Source organism: Enterobacter sp. JBIWA003, assembly GCF_019968825.1.
GTDB lineage: Bacteria > Pseudomonadota > Gammaproteobacteria > Enterobacterales > Enterobacteriaceae > Enterobacter > Enterobacter quasiroggenkampii.
This window is the reverse complement of sequence record NZ_CP074170.1, coordinates 1,332,752-1,349,904: the sequence shown is the minus strand read 5'-3', so window position 1 is coordinate 1,349,904 and position 17,153 is coordinate 1,332,752. Positions and strand designations below refer to the sequence as shown.

At 56.7% G+C, this 17,153-nt stretch carries 18 protein-coding genes; 10 read left to right on the top strand and 8 right to left on the bottom strand.

Annotated elements, in window-relative coordinates:
- Nucleotides 1–198 precede the first annotated feature (198 nt).
- A complete protein-coding gene (rnk, locus tag KGP25_RS06395) occupies nt 199–609 on the top strand; it encodes a nucleoside diphosphate kinase regulator (RefSeq protein ID WP_045261020.1) in 411 nt (136 codons plus the stop codon).
- A gap of 139 nt (nt 610–748) precedes the next feature.
- Nucleotides 749–838 (top strand): small membrane protein YldA, encoded by a 90-nt coding sequence (yldA, locus tag KGP25_RS26750; protein ID WP_008501020.1) that lies wholly within the window; start codon nt 749–751, stop codon nt 836–838.
- A 10-nt stretch (nt 839–848) separates the two neighbouring features.
- On the opposite strand, the gene KGP25_RS06390 is transcribed toward yldA, so the two are convergent.
- Nucleotides 849–2,087: a zinc-dependent alcohol dehydrogenase gene (locus KGP25_RS06390; RefSeq protein WP_045909599.1), complete on the bottom strand. Its 1,239-nt coding sequence runs from the start codon at nt 2,085–2,087 to the stop codon at nt 849–851.
- Nucleotides 2,088–2,267: 180 nt separating this feature from the next.
- Here KGP25_RS06390 and uspG point away from each other — a divergent pair, with 180 nt between their 5' ends.
- Nucleotides 2,268–2,696, top strand: a complete 429-nt coding sequence (uspG, locus tag KGP25_RS06385) for a universal stress protein UspG (RefSeq protein ID WP_023310731.1) — start codon at nt 2,268–2,270, stop codon at nt 2,694–2,696.
- Between the two features lie 60 nt (nt 2,697–2,756).
- Here uspG and ahpF read toward each other — a convergent pair whose 3' ends face one another.
- Nucleotides 2,757–4,322, bottom strand: coding sequence for an alkyl hydroperoxide reductase subunit F (ahpF, locus tag KGP25_RS06380; RefSeq protein WP_223540142.1), 1,566 nt, complete (start codon nt 4,320–4,322; stop codon nt 2,757–2,759).
- 187 nt (nt 4,323–4,509) lie between these two features.
- Nucleotides 4,510–5,073, bottom strand: a complete 564-nt coding sequence (gene ahpC / locus KGP25_RS06375; RefSeq protein ID WP_008501015.1) for an alkyl hydroperoxide reductase subunit C — start codon at nt 5,071–5,073, stop codon at nt 4,510–4,512.
- A 675-nt stretch (nt 5,074–5,748) separates the two neighbouring features.
- On the opposite strand from ahpC, the gene KGP25_RS06370 reads away from it, so the two are divergent.
- From KGP25_RS06370 to KGP25_RS06360, 3 genes are all read left to right on the top strand, one after another.
- Nucleotides 5,749–6,648, top strand: coding sequence for a LysR family transcriptional regulator (locus KGP25_RS06370; protein ID WP_045909601.1), 900 nt, complete (start codon nt 5,749–5,751; stop codon nt 6,646–6,648).
- A 156-nt stretch (nt 6,649–6,804) separates the two neighbouring features.
- The gene (locus KGP25_RS06365; RefSeq protein ID WP_223540141.1) at nt 6,805–8,028 is read left to right on the top strand and encodes a phosphoadenosine phosphosulfate reductase; all 1,224 of its coding nucleotides are present in this window, start codon (nt 6,805–6,807) and stop codon (nt 8,026–8,028) included.
- Nucleotides 8,013–8,639, top strand: coding sequence for a ParB/RepB/Spo0J family partition protein (locus KGP25_RS06360; RefSeq protein ID WP_045909603.1), 627 nt, complete (start codon nt 8,013–8,015; stop codon nt 8,637–8,639). The genes KGP25_RS06365 and KGP25_RS06360 overlap by 16 nt, the downstream gene beginning before the upstream one ends.
- Here the strand turns inward: KGP25_RS06360 and KGP25_RS06355 are convergent, their stop codons facing one another.
- On the bottom strand, nt 8,640–9,800 hold the full coding sequence (locus KGP25_RS06355) for a pyridoxal phosphate-dependent aminotransferase (RefSeq protein ID WP_223540140.1): 1,161 nt from the start codon (nt 9,798–9,800) through the stop codon (nt 8,640–8,642). It abuts the gene before it with no gap.
- Nucleotides 9,801–9,923: 123 nt separating this feature from the next.
- On the opposite strand from KGP25_RS06355, the gene KGP25_RS06350 reads away from it, so the two are divergent.
- From KGP25_RS06350 to KGP25_RS06340, 3 genes are read left to right on the top strand one after another with little or no spacing between them, the layout of a single operon-like run.
- On the top strand, nt 9,924–10,538 hold the full coding sequence (locus tag KGP25_RS06350; RefSeq protein ID WP_032656195.1) for a methylthioribulose 1-phosphate dehydratase: 615 nt from the start codon (nt 9,924–9,926) through the stop codon (nt 10,536–10,538).
- Nucleotides 10,535–11,224 carry an acireductone synthase gene (gene mtnC, locus KGP25_RS06345; protein ID WP_008501009.1) on the top strand — a complete coding sequence of 230 codons (690 nt, stop codon included), beginning with the start codon at nt 10,535–10,537 and terminating at the stop codon, nt 11,222–11,224. Before KGP25_RS06350 ends, mtnC begins: the two co-directional genes overlap by 4 nt.
- Entirely contained in the window at nt 11,221–11,763 is a 543-nt protein-coding gene (locus KGP25_RS06340) for an acireductone dioxygenase (RefSeq protein ID WP_223540139.1), read from the top strand. The genes mtnC and KGP25_RS06340 overlap by 4 nt, the downstream gene beginning before the upstream one ends.
- A gap of 53 nt (nt 11,764–11,816) precedes the next feature.
- Here KGP25_RS06340 and KGP25_RS06335 read toward each other — a convergent pair whose 3' ends face one another.
- Nucleotides 11,817–12,287: an SRPBCC family protein gene (locus tag KGP25_RS06335; RefSeq protein WP_048026947.1), complete on the bottom strand. Its 471-nt coding sequence runs from the start codon at nt 12,285–12,287 to the stop codon at nt 11,817–11,819.
- A gap of 42 nt (nt 12,288–12,329) precedes the next feature.
- Nucleotides 12,330–13,346, bottom strand: a complete 1,017-nt coding sequence (mtnA, locus tag KGP25_RS06330) for an S-methyl-5-thioribose-1-phosphate isomerase (protein ID WP_063615568.1) — start codon at nt 13,344–13,346, stop codon at nt 12,330–12,332.
- Between the two features lie 104 nt (nt 13,347–13,450).
- Between mtnA and mtnK the strand changes: the two genes are divergently transcribed.
- On the top strand, nt 13,451–14,650 hold the full coding sequence (mtnK, locus tag KGP25_RS06325; protein WP_223540138.1) for an S-methyl-5-thioribose kinase: 1,200 nt from the start codon (nt 13,451–13,453) through the stop codon (nt 14,648–14,650).
- 103 nt (nt 14,651–14,753) lie between these two features.
- Here the strand turns inward: mtnK and KGP25_RS06320 are convergent, their stop codons facing one another.
- Entirely contained in the window at nt 14,754–15,995 is a 1,242-nt protein-coding gene (locus KGP25_RS06320; RefSeq protein WP_223540137.1) for an LVIVD repeat-containing protein, read from the bottom strand.
- A gap of 83 nt (nt 15,996–16,078) precedes the next feature.
- A complete protein-coding gene (locus tag KGP25_RS06315) occupies nt 16,079–17,143 on the bottom strand; it encodes a sugar ABC transporter substrate-binding protein (protein ID WP_039265942.1) in 1,065 nt (354 codons plus the stop codon).
- Between the last annotated feature and the right edge of the window lie 10 nt (nt 17,144–17,153).

Genomic DNA, 17,153 nt, shown 5'->3' with positions numbered 1-17,153 from the left:
TAACGTATTCCGCCAGGAATGAAGACTGAATAAATTTCAGCAAAATTCATATGGCCTATGAATGTGACTTTCATCACTTCAAACTTGCGCGCTCAGCCAGTATCATCGGGAGAGTTAAACCCTCGCTGCCAGACGGCGAGGGTTTTCTTTTGGATCAGTTTCTGCGTAAGACGCAGCATTAACGACATGGAGTAAAAAATGTCCAGACCTACCATTATCATCAATGAGCTCGACGCAGAACGTATCGACAGGCTGCTGGAAAAAGCGGAGTTCGCCTCGCTCCCCGTGGCCGACGCCCTGAATGAGGAGCTCGACCGGGCACAGATGTGCACGCCTGAGACGATGCCGCATAACGTGGTCACCATGAACAGCCAGGTGAAATTCCGCAACCTGACCACCGGTGAAGAGTTGACCCGTACGCTGGTTTACCCCGCTCAGATGACCGACAGCAGCGCACAGCTTTCTGTTCTGGCCCCTGTGGGTGCCGCACTGCTGGGGCTGCGTACGGGGGATACGATCCACTGGGAATTGCCGGGCGGTGCCTCGACCCATCTGGAAGTGCTGGAGCTGCTCTACCAGCCAGAAGCCGCGGGCGATTACCTGCGTTAATCTCTTCTGAATAAGCGCCTACCCGCTTTGCACAGAGGATGCAGCCGCATCCTCTTTCCGCAAATTCACCCGATTTTCCTATACCGCGCAAAATGGCCTTAATCCACGCTTAATCTGTTTTGGTGCCGCGGGGACGGTCATGAGTGAGATAGGCGTTATCACACTTATCTTTCTGATTTTTGTGGCGATTATCGTCACGGCCGTGCTCTATCTTGAACGCCACTGGTAAGCGAACATTCTCAGGCCACCCCACCCGGGAAGGCATTCACTAGGCCCTTAACGGTCTGCTCTGCGGCTTCGGGCGTGTCTGCGCCCGGGACCAGAATCACCTTCCGGCACTCCTCCTCCCGTTTTTCGAAAATCTTATAGGCGCGCTCCGCATCCGCAAGGGGGAGATAGTGGGTCACGATCTCTTCCGGCGTAAGCAGCCCTTTTTCGATCAGCGGTAACAGTTCACCCAGCCAGGCATGGACGTGCGTCTGGCCCATCTTAAACGTCAGCCCCTTATCAAAGGCATCGCCAAACAGGAAGCCATGGATAAACCCTGCGTATACGCCGGGTACGCTGACCACCCCGCCGCGCCGCACGGCAGCAATGCACTGACGCAACGCTTTGCCGCTGCTGCCTTCAATTTTAAGATTGCTGAGGATCGTTTCCGTGGTGCTGCCTTTCGCTTCAAACCCGACCGCATCAATCACAGCGTCAACGCCGCGCTGGCCCGCGGTCTGCTCGATGATTTTTTCCGCGGCGTCGTTATCATCATCAAAGTTGATGGGAATTGCGCCGTATCGTGCCTCGGCAAATCGCAACCGGTACGGATGATGATCGATGACAAAGATCTGCTCAGCCCCCAGCAGCCGCGCGCAGGCAATGGTCAGTAGCCCCACCGGCCCGGCGCCGAAAACGGCTACGCTTGAGCCTTTTTCAATCTGTGCATTTTTTGCCGCCTGCCAGGCCGTGGGTAAAATGTCGGACAGGAACAGTGCCTTATCATCAGAAAGAAGCTGCGGGACTTTAAACGGCCCGACGTTCCCCTTTGGCACGCGAACGTATTCCGCCTGTCCCCCCGGCACACCGCCGTAGAGGTGGCTATAGCCAAACAGCGCGGCCGGCGCGGGGATTTGCTTTTTGTTCAGTGCAGCACCCTGCCCGGCGTTGGTATTCTCACAGGCCGCGTATTGCTGCAGACGACAAAAGAAACAGTCTCCGCAGGCGATGACAAAAGGGATCACCACGCGATCCCCTTTTTGCAAATTCTTGACCTCTGCACCGCACTCGACGATTTCCCCCATAAACTCATGGCCAAAAATATCGCCGTGCTGCACCTTCGGGATTTTTCCGCGGTAGAGATGCAAATCGGAGCCGCAGATAGCCGTGGCCGTCACGCGCAGAATGATATCGTCGGGCTGTTCGATGATGGGGTCGGGGACATTCTCGACGCGAACATGGTGTGGACCGTGATACGTAAGTGCTTTCATGCGACCTCCGAAAGCTTCCAGGTAAGTGTATAAGGGTAGCTACCCCTGAAGGTCTGCCCGTGAATACGGTTCTTTTGAGATTTATCCTGGCAAGATAAGAAAACTGACGGGGCGCTTACAGAAACCATGACTATTTTGTGGTTGAATGAGTACAGCGTTTATAAACAAGGAGAAACGGGTATGTATCAGAGAATCATTATGCCGGTTGATGTTTTTGAGATGGAGTTGAGCGACAAGGCCGTACGCCACGCGGAGTTCCTGGCGCAGCAGGACGGGGTCATCCATCTGTTGCACGTGCTCCCGGGCTCCGCCAGCCTGAGCCTGCACCGCTTTGCTGCCGATGTGCGCCGCTTCGAAGAGCATCTGCAGCACGAGGCGGAAACGCGCCTGCAAACCATGGTCAGCCACTTCAGTATCGACCCTTCACGGATCAAAACGCACGTCAGATTCGGCAGCGTACGTGATGCGGTAAATGAACTGGCGAACGAGCTGAAAGCAGACGTGGTGGTCATCGGTTCGCGCAACCCTTCCATTACAACGCATCTGCTGGGATCTAACGCCTCCAGCGTGATCCGCCACACGCATATACCGGTGATGGTCGTCAGATAAAAAAAGAGGCCACCTTTCGGTGGCCTCTCGCTATTGCAGGTGTAGCCTTACTTTCTTTTCTTATGCGGTTTTGGTGCGGATCAGGTAGTCAAACGCGCTCAGAGACGCCTTCGCCCCTTCACCCGTGGCGATTATGATCTGTTTGTACGGCACGGTGGTGCAGTCGCCCGCCGCAAACACGCCCTTCACGCTGGTTTCACACTTCGCATCAATAATGATTTCGCCCATGCGGTTGCGCTCAATCGCGCCTTCCAGCCAGGTGGTGTTTGGCAGCAGACCAATCTGCACGAAGATCCCTGAAAGCTGCACGCTGTGCACGTCGCCACTCACGCGGTCGCGGTATTCCAGACCGGTCACCTTGCTGCCGTCGCCCTTCACTTCCGTGGTCTGCGCGTTCAGTATGATGTCGACGTTTTTCAGGCTGCGAACTTTGTCCTGCAGCACCTGGTCGGCTTTCATTTCTGACGCGAACTCCAGCAAGGTTACGTGTTCAACAATCCCCGCCAGGTCAATAGCCGCTTCCACGCCGGAGTTTCCGCCGCCGATCACCGCCACGCGCTTGCCTTTGAACAGCGGGCCGTCGCAGTGCGGGCAGTAGGTCACGCCTTTGGTGCGATACTGATCTTCACCCGGGACGTTCATGTTGCGCCATTTCGCACCGGTGGCAATGATGATGCTGCGTGCTTTCAGCACCGCGCCGGAGGCGGTTTCAATCTGGTGTAACCCCCCCTCAACCGCAGCAGGTACCAGCTTGCTGGCGCTTTGGCTGTCGATCACGTCTACGTCGTAATCGCTGACGTGCGCCTTCAGCGCGCCGGCCAGTTTCTGGCCTTCGGTTTTCGGCACGGAGATATAGTTTTCAATGTCCACGGTATCCAGCACCTGGCCACCGAAGCGCTCGCCCATCAGGCCCGTGCGGATCCCTTTACGCGCGGAGTACACTGCCGCCGCCGCGCCCGCCGGACCGGAACCGACAATCAGCACGTCATAGGCATCACGTTTGTTCAGCGCTTCTGCGGCACGTTTTTCGGCACCGGTATCCACTTTGGCGACGATTTCCGTCAGCGTCATACGACCCTGACCGAATTCCTGACCGTTCAGATACACCGCCGGAACGCCCATCACGTTGCGATCGGTGATTTCATTCTGGAAGGTACCGCCGTCAATTGCCGTGTGCTTGATGCGCGGGTTGAGGACCGACATCAGGTTCAGCGCCTGCACCACGTCCGGACAGTTGTGGCAGGAGAGCGAGTAATAGGTTTCAAACTCAAAATCACCGTCGATATCGCGGATCTGCTCCAGCAGCGCCTGCGCCTCTTTCGACGGATGACCGCCGGTCCACAGCAGCGCCAGCACCAGCGAGGTAAATTCATGCCCCAGCGGCGAGCCGGCAAAACGCGGCCCCAGCTCAGAGCCTGGGTTAGTAATCAGGAAAGAAGGCTTACGGACGTTAAGCGAGTTATCTTCTTTGAAGGTCACTTTTGGCGACAGTTCGGCGATCTCAGTCAGCAGTTCTTTGATCTCTGCCGATTTCGCGCTGTCGTCCAGCGTGGCAATCAGCTCAACGGGTTTAGTCAGTTTCTCAAGGTAGGCCTTGAGCTGGGTTTTCATATTTGTGTCGAGCATTGTTCTTCCCTCTCTTAAGACGTCATCATGCAAGCTGCCTTATGCGGGCGGCCTGAATGCAACTTGCATCATGGTGCTGGAATAACATGGGCGCGGGTGCGCCCATTGATTGCCGGGTGGCACTTCGTTTACCCGGCCTACGATACTGTAGGCCTGTGCAAGCGTAGCGCCGCCAGGCTTTACAGACTTAGATCTTGCCGACCAGGTCCAGAGATGGCGCCAGCGTTGCTTCGCCTTCTTTCCATTTAGCCGGGCAAACTTCACCTGGGTGAGAAGCGACATACTGCGCTGCTTTCACTTTACGCAGCAGGTCAGACGCATCACGGCCGATACCTTCAGCGGTAACTTCGATAGCCTGGATAATGCCCTGCGGGTCAACGACGAAGGTCGCGCGGTCTGCCAGGCCTTCATCTTCACGCATGTTGTCGAAGTTACGGGTCAGGGCGCCAGTCGGGTCACCGATCATCGCGTATTTGATTTTGGCGATGGTTTCAGAGCTGCTGTGCCACGCTTTGTGGGTGAAGTGGGTATCGGTAGACACAGAGTAAACGTCTACGCCCAGCTTCTGCAGTTCGTCGTAATGGTCAGCCACGTCGCCCAGTTCGGTCGGGCAAACGAAGGTGAAGTCAGCCGGATAGAAGAAGAAGACGCTCCAGCGACCTTCGGTATCTTTCTCGGTTACTTCGATGAACTCACCGTTTTTGAACGCCTGGTTTTTGAAAGGTTTAATTTTAGTGTTAATCAAAGACATCTGTACTTCCTCCGTGTTTTCGTTGAGATGTAAGGTAACCAACTTTATCCATCGGGGCTAATGCGTATGCTTTATCAAATCAATCAGCCAAACCTTACAACACCAACAAGACAACGTTGTGAACTGAATTAACGGAAAGCCTGAACGTAAAAAGGCCGCCCTGGTGGGCGGCCCTGATACCTGAACTTTCCACAGGAACTTTCAGTGCCAGCCGGGGCTGGCGTTGCGTTGCGCTCTACATACCTTATATCAGGCCGTAACAGCGGTTTGATTACAGCACCGGTTTTCAGTTTGGGCAATCCGTCACGCCGGCATTCCGCCCTATGGCTGCGATAGGTTTTACCGAATAACGCCCGCGTCTGCCCGACATAACGAGAGAATTAATAATGAGAATGGATTGCAATAAGTGGTCAGACTGGTAGCCGGCGCTAAAGTGGCAATAATGCGTCACAGCAAATCTATAACCGGGAGTGCTTATTGGAGAACAACGCCGCACGTTTTAAAGATAAAAATATCTTAATAACGGCTGAAGTTCTATTTCAATAATCCAGCCTCGTGATATATTAAGCTTGAATTCAAAATATAATAAGCAGGTTAATCACAAGGATTGTAAATGATTAACTTCGAACTATAGTTATCAGTTATGAGATGACAACAACACACTCAGGATGATCCATGGCAAATCTTTATGACCTTAAAAAATTCGATCTCAATCTGTTAGTCATTTTTGAGTGCATTTATCAGCACCTCAGCATTAGCAAGGCAGCGGAAACACTCTATATCACGCCCTCTGCGGTGAGCCAGTCTCTGCAACGCCTGCGTACGCAGCTGAATGACCCGCTTTTTATTCGTTCGGGTAAAGGCATCACCCCGACGACCGTGGGGATCAACCTGCATCATCATCTGGAAGAAAACCTTAATCATATTGAGCAGACCATCAATATCCTGAATAACGCGCAGATCAAAAAGAGCTTTGTCATCTACTGCCCGCAGATTCTGGTCCAGGGGCGATTGGGCGACCTGCTAAGGTCTCTGCTTGCGGACGGAAATTACGAGATAGAACATAATGATGTGGTCTTATCGCCTGAGTCGGCCGAGGATCTGCTCGCCTACCGCAAGGCCGATCTGGTGTTTAGTTTTGCACCGGTTAACAGCCGCTCTATCGTCTGTACCCGCTTTATCCAGTTTTCGGCACAGCTGGTCTGCTGCAAAGAGCACCCCCGCCTTGGCGATAGCGCAACGCTTGAGGAGCTCTGCCAGGAAAAATTCACGCTGATGCGCAGCCAGGAGAACGGCATAAAGGACTTCCAGCAGCAGTCGAACGTACTCCTTCCGGAACGGAATTTCTGCTTCCGCAGCGACTCGCTGATTTCGATTATGAATATTATTGGCATGAGTGATTTAGTCGGTTTTGTTCCAACCGCAATGTTTGAGCGATATAAAGACATTCTCAACCTGAAGCGCGTCGCCTTGCCTTTCACGGTTCCGAAATTAGATATTTTTATGCTATATAATCGTTCAGCGTTAAACAGCAGCGTGTTTTCGCAATTCATTGAAAAAATCGAAGCGGAATAATTTCCGATATTGCCCGAATACTTTTTAATTACATTTGGGCAACAATCCAGGCATGGATAAATCGCATTATTCCGGTTTCGCTTTAATATCTTTACTATTCATGTTTAATTAGCGTAAATAAAAGCCCCGACAGTCATCCTCAGGAAGAGATTGCACATGTCACTGTATAAACATCCCCTGCAGCTTAACGTGCTGGAGGCCGCGCAGGCGCGCATCGACTGGACGTTCGCCACTTTTTCCCGCATCTGCGTCTCCTTTTCCGGCGGCAAAGACTCCACCGTCATGCTGCATCTCACCGCGCAAATGGCCCGGGCGCAAAAGCGAAAAATCAGCGTGCTGTTTATTGACTGGGAGGCGCAGTTCTCCTGCACCATTGAGCACGTTAATGCGCTGCGCGAATGCTACCGGGACGTCATCGAGCACTTTTACTGGGTGGCGCTTCCGCTGACCACGCAGAATTCGCTCTCACAGTATCAGCCGGAATGGCAGTGCTGGGCGCCGGGCGTGCGCTGGGTGCGCCAGCCGCCGGAAGACGCCATCACCGCTGTCGATTATTTTGATTTTTACCAGGCGGGAATGACCTTTGAAGCGTTTGTCCGCTCGTTTTCCGACTGGTTTGCCCTGCACCGGCCGGCAGCCATGCTGGTAGGTATCCGCGCCGATGAATCTTACAACCGGTTTTTGACCATCGCCAACAACCGCAAGCAGCGCTTCGCGGACGATAAGCCCTGGACAACCACCGCTCCCGGGGGGCACGCGTGGTACGTCTATCCTCTCTACGACTGGAAAACCGCAGACATCTGGACATGGTTTGCAAAATCCGGGTGCAGCTATAACCCGCTCTACAACCTCATGTTTCAGGCGGGCGTCCCGCCGCGCTATATGCGCATCTGCGAACCCTTCGGCCCGGAACAGCGCCAGGGGCTCTGGCTCTATCACGTTCTCGAGCCCGAGCGCTGGGCCGCGATGTGCGAGCGCGTCAGCGGCGTGCGCAGCGGCGGTATCTACGCCGGGCAGGACAACCATTTTTACGGCCACCGCAAAATCCTCAAACCCGAGCACCTCGGCTGGCGCGACTACGCCATGCTCCTGCTGGACAGCATGCCGCAAAACACGGCTGAGCATTACCGCAATAAAATCGCGATCTATCTGCACTGGTATCAGAAGAGAGGCATGCCGGATATTCCCGAGACGCAGGAGGGCGATATCGGCGCCAAAGACATCCCCTCATGGCGCCGTATTTGTAAGGTTTTACTTAATAATGACTACTGGTGCAGGGCGCTGTCGTTCAGCCCAAATAAACCCAAACATTATCAGCGCTACAGCGACAGAGTGAAGGCGAAACGCAAGGAGTGGGGCATTTTATGCGACAAAGAATAATTACCGAGATCGAAACGTACCTGCAGTCACTTTCCGAAGAGGATCGGATTAACGCCATCAATGCCTTTCGTGAAGCGATCCATCGACACAGTCCTTTTCGTGAGCAACCGATAGACTGCGTGCTCTGGATCAAACAGGACGCGATTATCGCTAACGACTACAACCCCAATAACGTTGCCCCTCCAGAAAAACGGCTGCTCACCAGGTCGCTGGAACTCGATGGATTCACCCAACCTCTTGTCGTAACGGAAAGTGAACCGCAACATTACGAAATTGTGGATGGTTTCCACCGCCATGAAATCGGCAAAAATCGGGCGGCGTTAAAGCGCCAGCTCAAGGGATATCTCCCCGTCACCTGCCTGCGCCAGGACCGACAGGAAAAGCATGACCGTATGGCCGCCACGATCCGTCACAACCGGGCGCGGGGTCGGCACCAGATTAACGCCATGTCAGAGATCGTGCGCGAACTGGCACAGCTCGGCTGGAATGATGAGCGAATTGGCAAAGAGCTCGGAATGGACAGCGACGAGGTGCTGCGCCTCAAGCAAATCAACGGTCTGCTGGCGCTGTTTGCAGACCGTCGCTATTCCGAAGCCTGGACGGTGAAATAATCAGAGCGTGTTCAAACGCTCTGCCGCCGCCAGCAGCGTCGATTCCTGCTTGGCAAAGCAAAGACGGATCAGCTTGTGTGGGAAGGGATCGGCGCAGAATACCGACAGCGGAATGGCGGCCACTCCCACCTCTTTTGTCAACCACTGGCAAAAGCTGACGTCATCCAGATCGGAAATCGCACTGTAGTCCGCGAGCAGGAAATAGGTTCCTTCAGACGGCAAAATTTCCAGGCGGCTTTTACTCAGCGCCGTCACGAACAGATCCCGACGTTCACGGTAGAAACGCGGCAGCGCGCGATAATGCTCGGGCTCCGCGCGCAGCATATCCGCCAGCGCCAGCTGAGCTGGCGTGTTCACGGCAAAGGTCAGGTACTGATGCACCTTGCGCAGCTCAGCGCTAATGGCGGCCGGTGCGACGCAGTAGCCCACTTTCCAGCCGGTCATATGGTAGGTCTTACCGAACGACGAGACGGCGATAGCGCGCTCGCGAAGCTGCGGATGGGCCAGCACGCTGGCGTGTCCCTCTTCTGCAAAGCAGATGTGCTCGTAAACTTCATCGCTCAGCACGTAAATTTCACGTTCAGCAATGGCCTGCCACAGCGCGGCGAAGTCCGTTTTCTGCCACACCGTCGCGGACGGGTTATGCGGGGTATTCAGGATCACCAGACGGGTTTTATCACTCAGCAGCGCAGCAAATGCCTGCCAGTCAGGGAGGAAATGCGGTGGCTGTAACGCCACGCGTTTCACCACGCCGCCGGAAAGTTCAACCGCAGGCGCATAGCTGTCGTAGCTCGGGTCAAAGCAGATCACTTCATCGCCCGCGCGCACCAGCGCGGTGATGGCCGCATACAGCGCTTCGGTCGCCCCTGCCGTCACCGTGATGTCGCTGTTCGCATCGGGCTTATGACCATACAGCTCAGCCGTTTTGTCGGCAATGGCTTCCCGCAGCGCCTGTACGCCCGTCATTGGCGCATACTGATTCGCCCCCTGCGCAACGTGATACGCTAAACGCGCCTGCAGATAAGCCGGGCCGTCGAAATCCGGGAACCCCTGAGAAAGGTTAATGGCGTTGTGCTGCTGCGCCAGAGCGCTCATCTGCGTAAAGATGGTGGTACCGAGATTGGGAAGTTTACTTTGCGGAATCAAGGCGTTAATGCTCATTGTGTTGTGCCTGCTTGTAATACTTATGTTGCTGCCACTATAACACGATGTTAGTCTTTGGCAATCAAGACGCTTAGACGTCTAAACAATATGAATATTCCTGTCCGAGAGGGTAAAAGGAAAATGACAGACAACCTGCAACTCACGCATCTGGTCGACGCCTGCCGCTGGATCGGTGCCAAAGGCTGGGCGCCCGCCACCGGCGGTAACATGTCGGTGCGTCAGGACGAACATCTCTGCTGGCTTAGCGAATCCGGCAAAGACAAAGGTAGCCTCACAACCGATGACTTTCTGCAGGTGGAGATCGCCACCAACCGCGCGCCGTCCGGTCGTAAACCGTCGGCGGAGACCGGGCTGCACACGCTGATTTATCGTCTGTTCCCTGAGGCCAACGCCGTACTGCACGTTCACACGGTTAACGCCACGGTGCTGTCACGTCTGGTCAAAGAAGCCGAGCTCAGCATCAGCGGCTTTGAGATGCAAAAATCCCTCACCGGACAGACCACGCATCTGGACACGGTGGCTATTCCGGTCTTCGATAACGACCAGGATATTGACGCCCTCGCCTCACGAATCGCTCATTACGCCCAGGAACGTCCGCTTAATTATGGTTTTCTTCTGCGTGGCCATGGCTTAACCTGCTGGGGACGCGATGTGGCCGAAGCCCGCCGTCATCTGGAAGGACTGGAGTTCCTGTTTGAATGTGAAATGCGTTTACGACAACTGGAGAGAGTATGATTCGCGCGATTGTGACGGATATTGAAGGAACCACCAGCGATATTCGTTTTGTCCATGATGTTTTGTTCCCCTATGCGCGTGAGCGGCTGGCGGCCTTCGTGACCGCTCAGCAGTACGCCGAGCCGGTGAAATCCATTCTGGACAACCTGCGTGATGAAATCGCTAACCCACACGCCAGCGTCAGCGAACTTATCGACGCTCTGTTTGCCTTTATGGATGAAGACCGCAAATCGACCGCGCTCAAAGCGCTGCAGGGGATCATCTGGCACGACGGCTACGTCAACGGCGACTTTACCGGCCATCTCTACCCGGACGTGCTGCCCGCGCTGGAAAAATGGAAAGCGCAAGGGATTGATCTCTATGTTTATTCCTCTGGCTCCGTCGCTGCGCAGAAACTGTTATTTGGCTACAGCGACGAAGGTGATATTACTCATCTGTTCAGCGGCTATTTCGACACCCACATCGGCGCCAAGCGCGAGGTGCAGTCTTATCAGAACATTGCGGCGCAAACGGGCATAGCCCCGTCGCAGATCCTCTTCCTCTCCGATATTCATCAGGAGCTGGACGCGGCTGAACAAGCAGGTTTTCGTACCCTGCAGCTGATTCGCGGTGATGATGACGGCGCAAGCCACCACCATCAGGTCCACCAGTTTGACGAGATTAACCCGGAGCAGATCCCTTCATGAGCGCATTGACCATTTATTCCGACAAAGACGCCAGTCAACACCAGTGGCACAGCACCGACGCCGCCGAGATTGCCCAACAGCTCAACGCAAAAGGCGTGCGGTTTGAACGCTGGGCGGCGGATCGCGATTTAGGACACGATCCCGCCCCTGAAGCCGTGATCGCGGCGTATCAACAAGCGATCGACAAACTGGTCGCAGAGAAGGGTTACCAGAGCTGGGACGTGATCAGCCTGCGCGCCGACAATCCGCAGAAAGACGCGCTGCGCGCGAAGTTCCTGAATGAACACACCCACGGCGAGGACGAAGTACGCTTTTTCGTAGAAGGCGCGGGCTTGTTCTGCCTGCACATTGGCGATGAGGTGTATCAGGTGCTGTGCGAGAAAAACGACCTGATCTCCGTGCCCGCGGGCACGCCGCACTGGTTTGATATGGGCTCAGAGCCGAACTTTACGGCGATTCGTATTTTCGATAATCCGGAAGGCTGGGTGGCCCAGTTTACCGGTAACGCCATTGCGGATGCGTATCCGCGCCTCGCTTGATTTTTTCTCCCTCTCCCTGTGGGAGAGGGCCGGGGTGAGGGCACCAGCGCGCACTACGCGTTTAGCCCCTTCACATACTCCACCAGCTGATCCAGCACTATCCCCCACCCTTCGTGGAAGCCCATCTGTTCGTGCTGCTCGCGGATTTCCTTCGTGGGGTGGCGCGCAATCGCCGTATAGCGGGTTTTGCCCTCGCCCACCTCTTCCAGCAGCAGGATCGCCGTCATAAAGGGCTTCTCGGTTGGTTTCCAGCCTTCGGTATAGCCGTCGGTAAAGACCAGCTTTTTTCCCGGGTCGATTTCAAGGAACACACCCCGGTTATCCATCCGCTGACCGTCCACCTCAAACACGGTGTTGAACCGTCCGCCCACGCGGAGGTCAAGGTCGCATTCGGTCACCTTATGGGGAGCAGGAATGAAGAAGTTTTTGATATGCTCGGGCGTAGTCCAGCAGAGCCACAGCAGGTCGCGCGGGGCATCCACCACGCGCTCCAGTTTTAAGTCTGTTTCAGGATCGAGCGTCACGATATTGTCCTCTTAAGGGAACCCCTTAAAGGATAGCCGGACTCAGGCGAATTTGCCGTTTGCCACCGCTTCCGGCGTGACCACACCCGTATCCAGCACCCAGCCGCTAATCAGCGAGGCGGGGGTTACGTCAAACGCCGGGTTATAGACCTGCGCGTTTTCCGGCGCCCACTGCACCGCGCCAAAGCTTCCGGCGACGCCCGTCACCTCGCTGGCGGCGCGCTGCTCAATCGGGATCGCGTCGCCGTTCGGGCAGTCCGGGTCGAGGGTCGTTTGCGGCGCGGCCACGTAGAATGGAATGCCGTGGAATTTTGCCAGCACCGCCAGGGAATAGGTGCCAATCTTGTTCGCCACGTCGCCGTTGGCAGCAATGCGGTCTGCACCCACCCACACGGCGTCCACCTGCCCTTTCGCCATCAGGCTGGCGGCCATAGAATCGGTAATCAGCTGATACGGCACGCCCAGCTCGCCAAGTTCCCAGGCGGTTAACCTTCCCCCCTGCAGCAGCGGACGGGTTTCATCGACCCAGACGTTGCTGACCTTGCCTTCCTGATGCGCGCGAGCAATCACGCCCAGCGCGGTGCCGACGCCCGCCGTTGCCAGCCCGCCGGTGTTGCAGTGGGTCAGCAGGCGGCTGCCAGGCTTCACCAGCGCGCTGCCCGCTTTTGCAATGGCGTCACAGAGCCGTTTGTCTTCGTCGATCAGGCGCAGCGCCTCCGCCACCAGCGCCGGAACATACTCTTCCTGCCACAGCGCCAGCTTCATGCGGTCAAGGTTGTTCATCAGGTTCACCGCCGTCGGGCGGGATGCGCGCAGGGTTTCCAGCGCAACCGCCAGCTCGTCACGGCTTTTGCCGTTTTCCGCCAGCAGCGCCAGCAGCAGACTTGCAGAGAGACCGATCAGCGGCGCGCCGCGCACCCGCAGGGCGTGAATATGCCCCACCAGCGCCTCTACCGTTGAGGCATCCAGCCAGCGTTTCTCCTGCGGAAGGGCCTGCTGGTCGAGAATAAAGAGCTGATTATCCGCTACCCGCAGGCTGGTCGTCTGTAATGTCTGCATGTCGTTAATTCCCTGTTGCGTTGTTGTAGCACATTGTGTCAGGATGAAATCCAGATGTATAGACGTCTACATGTCTTTATTAGCAAACCCGTGAGGAGCAGGCCATGTCGCAATACCGTACCTTTACCGCTCAGGACGCCGTGGAATATGCCAGGCAGTTTGGCGGCCTTGACGATCCTTCATCGCTGGTGGAGGCGCAGGAGGTAGGCGACGGCAACCTCAATCTGGTGTTCAAAATCTTCGATAACGCGGGCGTGAGCCGCATCATCGTTAAGCAGGCGCTGCCCTACGTGCGCTGCGTCGGCGAGTCCTGGCCGCTGACGCTGGACCGCGCCCGTCTGGAGGCGCAAACCCTGGTCGAGCACTACCGGCACAGCCCGCAGCACACGGTGAAAATCCACCATTTTGACCCGGTACTGGCGGTGATGGTGATGGAAGATCTCTCCAGCCATCGCATCTGGCGCGGCGAGCTGATCAAAAATAATTATTACCCGCAGGCGGCGCGTCAGCTGGGTGAATACCTCGCGCACGCGCTGTTCCACACCAGCGATTTCTACCTGCACCCGCACGAGAAAAAAGCGCAGGTGGCGAAATTCATCAACCCGGAGATGTGCGAGATCACCGAAGATCTGTTCTTCAACGATCCGTACCAGATCCACGAACGCAACAGCTACCCGGCCGAGCTGGAAAATGACGTCGCCGCGCTGCGCGACGACGCCCAGCTGAAAATTGCCGTGGCCTCCCTGAAGCACCGTTTCTTTTCTCAGGCTGAAGCCCTGCTGCACGGGGATATCCACAGCGGCTCGATTTTTGTGGCCGACGGCAGCCTGAAGGCCATCGACGCCGAGTTCGGCTATTTCGGGCCGATGGGCTTTGACGTCGGCACCGCTATCGGCAACCTGCTGCTGAACTTCTGCGGCCTGCCGGGACATCTGGGCATTCGCGATGCCGCCGCCGCCCGCGAACAGCGCCTGACCGATATTCAGGAACTGTGGAACACCTTCGCGGAGCGCTTCCAGGCGCTGGCACACGAGAAAACGCGCGACGCCGCGCTCAGCGCGCCGGGCTATGCCTCCGCCTTCCTGAAAAAAGTCTGGCATGACGCCATCGGTTTCTGCGGCACCGAGCTGATTCGCCGCAGCGTCGGGCTTTCCCACGTCGCGGATATCGACACCATTCAGGACGAGGCGATGCGCCACGAATGCCTTCGCCACGCGTTAACGCTCGGCAAGGCGCTGATTGTGATTGCCGACCGTATCGACAGCGCGGAAGATCTGGTGGCGCGGGTACGGCAGTACAGCTGAGTGCCGGCTTTGTGCCCGGTGGCGCTGCGCTTACCGGGCCTACGATTCTGATTTTCTCCCTCTCCCTGTGGGAGAGGGCCGGGGTGAGGGCATCAAACCGCACTCACCCCAAATACTCAATCACCGACAGCCCACCGTTATAGTCCGTGCTGTAGATAATTCCCTGCGCATCCACGAACACGTCACACGACTGGATCACCTGCGGGCGATTCGGGCGGGTATCCATCATTTTCTCTGGTGCCGCAGGCACCAGCGCCCCCGTTTCAACCGGACGATACGGATTGGAAATGTCATACGCGCGCACGCCCGCATTCTGATACGTGGCAAAAATCAGCGTGGAGCTGACAAAGCTCCCCGGCCGGTTCTCGTGCAGATTATGCGGCCCGAAATGCGCCCCTTTCGCCACGTAGTCAGTTTCGTCCGGCTGCGGGAAGGTAGAGATGCTTACCGGGTTCGACGGCTCGCGGATATCAAACAGCCAGATGAGCTTCTCCCCGTCCTCCTGGTTGTCGAGCACCGCTTCATCCAGCACCACCAGCAGATCGCGGTCCGGCAGCGGCAGCGCGGTGTGCGTGCCGCCGCCAAACGGCGGACTCCAGTTACGGTGGCTAATGAGCTTAGGCCGGGTACGATCCTTCACGTCCAGCAGCGTCAGGCCGCCGTCGCGCCAGCTGCCGTACGCGGTATCGCCGGCAATAATCGCATGGTGGAGCGCGTAGCGTTTCCCTTCCGGCCAGTTCGGCTGTTCACCTTCGGCCTGGTTCATCCCCGGCAGCCACCAGCGCCCTGCCACCTCAGGCTTACGCGGGTCGGCCAGATCAATCGTCAGAAAGATGTAGTCGGTAAAACCGTCGATCAGCGCCGACACGTACGCCCAGCGGCCACCGACGTACCAGATGCGGTGAATGCCAATCCCGCTCAGCGACAGAAAGCCGATTTCGCGCGGCCTGTCCGGCGTGGAGATATCAAACGCGCGCAGCCCGGCGCTCCAGCCTTTGTCCTGCACGTCGCGGACAGTCTCGCCCACCTGGCGGGTGTAGTAGACCTTCTCGTCGGCAAAGCGGGCATCGGCAAACAGATCCCGGGCGTTGATGACCAGCAGCAGGTCATCATGCGCCTGCAGATGCACGTTCCAGGTGCCGGGCGGCGCGGGCACGTAGCCCGCCGCTTTCGGGTTTTTCGGATCGCGCACGTCGACAATCGAAAAGCCCTGCGACACCATATGGCCGATATAAGCGAAACCGCGGTGCACCATCAGTTGCACGCCGTCCGGGCGACCACCCTGATCGCTATGGCCAATCAGCCGCATGTTGCGGCTGTATTCGGGTTGAGGTAATGCAGACATAGTTGAGTCCTTTCGCCGGATGGCGGCTTCGCCTTATCCGACCTACAACACCGTAGGCCCGGTAAGCGAAGCGCCACCGGGCATTATTTTGACCTGGCTTCCAGCGTCGCAAACCACGGCGCGATAAAATCTTCCGTCTGGCCCCAGCCCGGAATGATTTTCCCCAGCGACGCCACGTTCACCGCGCCCGGCTGGGCGGTCAGCAGCGCCTGTGGAATAGCGGCCGCCTTAAAATCGTAGGTCGCAGGCGTGGCTTCCCCGGCAATCTTGTTCGCCACCAGACGCACGTTGGTCGCGCCAATCAGCTTCGGATCCACCGCCACGCTCACCTTCCATGGGCTGCCCGGCTCGCGCATCAGCTGCAGATCCTGGTTGGAGATGTCGATGCTGTAGAGTTTGATCTCGGTACGGCCGTTCTCTTTCAGCGCTTTGTACGCGCCCTGGCTGAAGGCGTCCCAGGTTCCCCAGATGGCGTCGATTTTACCTTTCGGGTATTTAGCCAGAATCGCACCCACCTTGTTGGCGGTGTCGCCCTGCACGTCAGAGGAGACCGCGCCGATAGACTCCAGCTCTTTGATGTCCGGGTACTGTTTTTGCAACTCTTTATACGCCGCCTGACGACGCTCCATCGGCGGGAAGCCCGCGACCCACAGCTTGACGATATTGGCCTTGCCGTTGAAATCTTTCGCCAGTTGGCCGAAGGAGAGGTTCGTCAGGGAGGCATCATCCTGCTGGGTGACGGTCACGCCCGGGATCTCGCCGTTAACCGCCGTATCAAAGACGGCGACTTTGATCCCGGCGTCCACCGCCTTTTTCACCAGCGCGGTGGAGTACGGATCGCGGCCCTGAGAAAGGATAATCCCGTCGTACTTCTGGCTGATGGCCTGGTTCACGAAGTCCTGGAATTTGGCGTCGTCCCCGTTGCTTAAAAAGGTGCTGACCTTAAAGCCAAGCTTCTTCCCTTCCTGAATGGCCCCGGCAATAAACTGCGTGGTGTTGTCGTCTGAGCCGAGGTTACGGATCACCGCGATGCGGATCGGGCCGTCATGGTTGGCAATGGCCGCCGGAAGCGGTGCGGGCGTGGCCGCGAAGCCAGGCAGAGCGGTGAATAACCCTAATGCCACCAAAGAGAGTGCAATCTTTTTCATTTTTTTATCC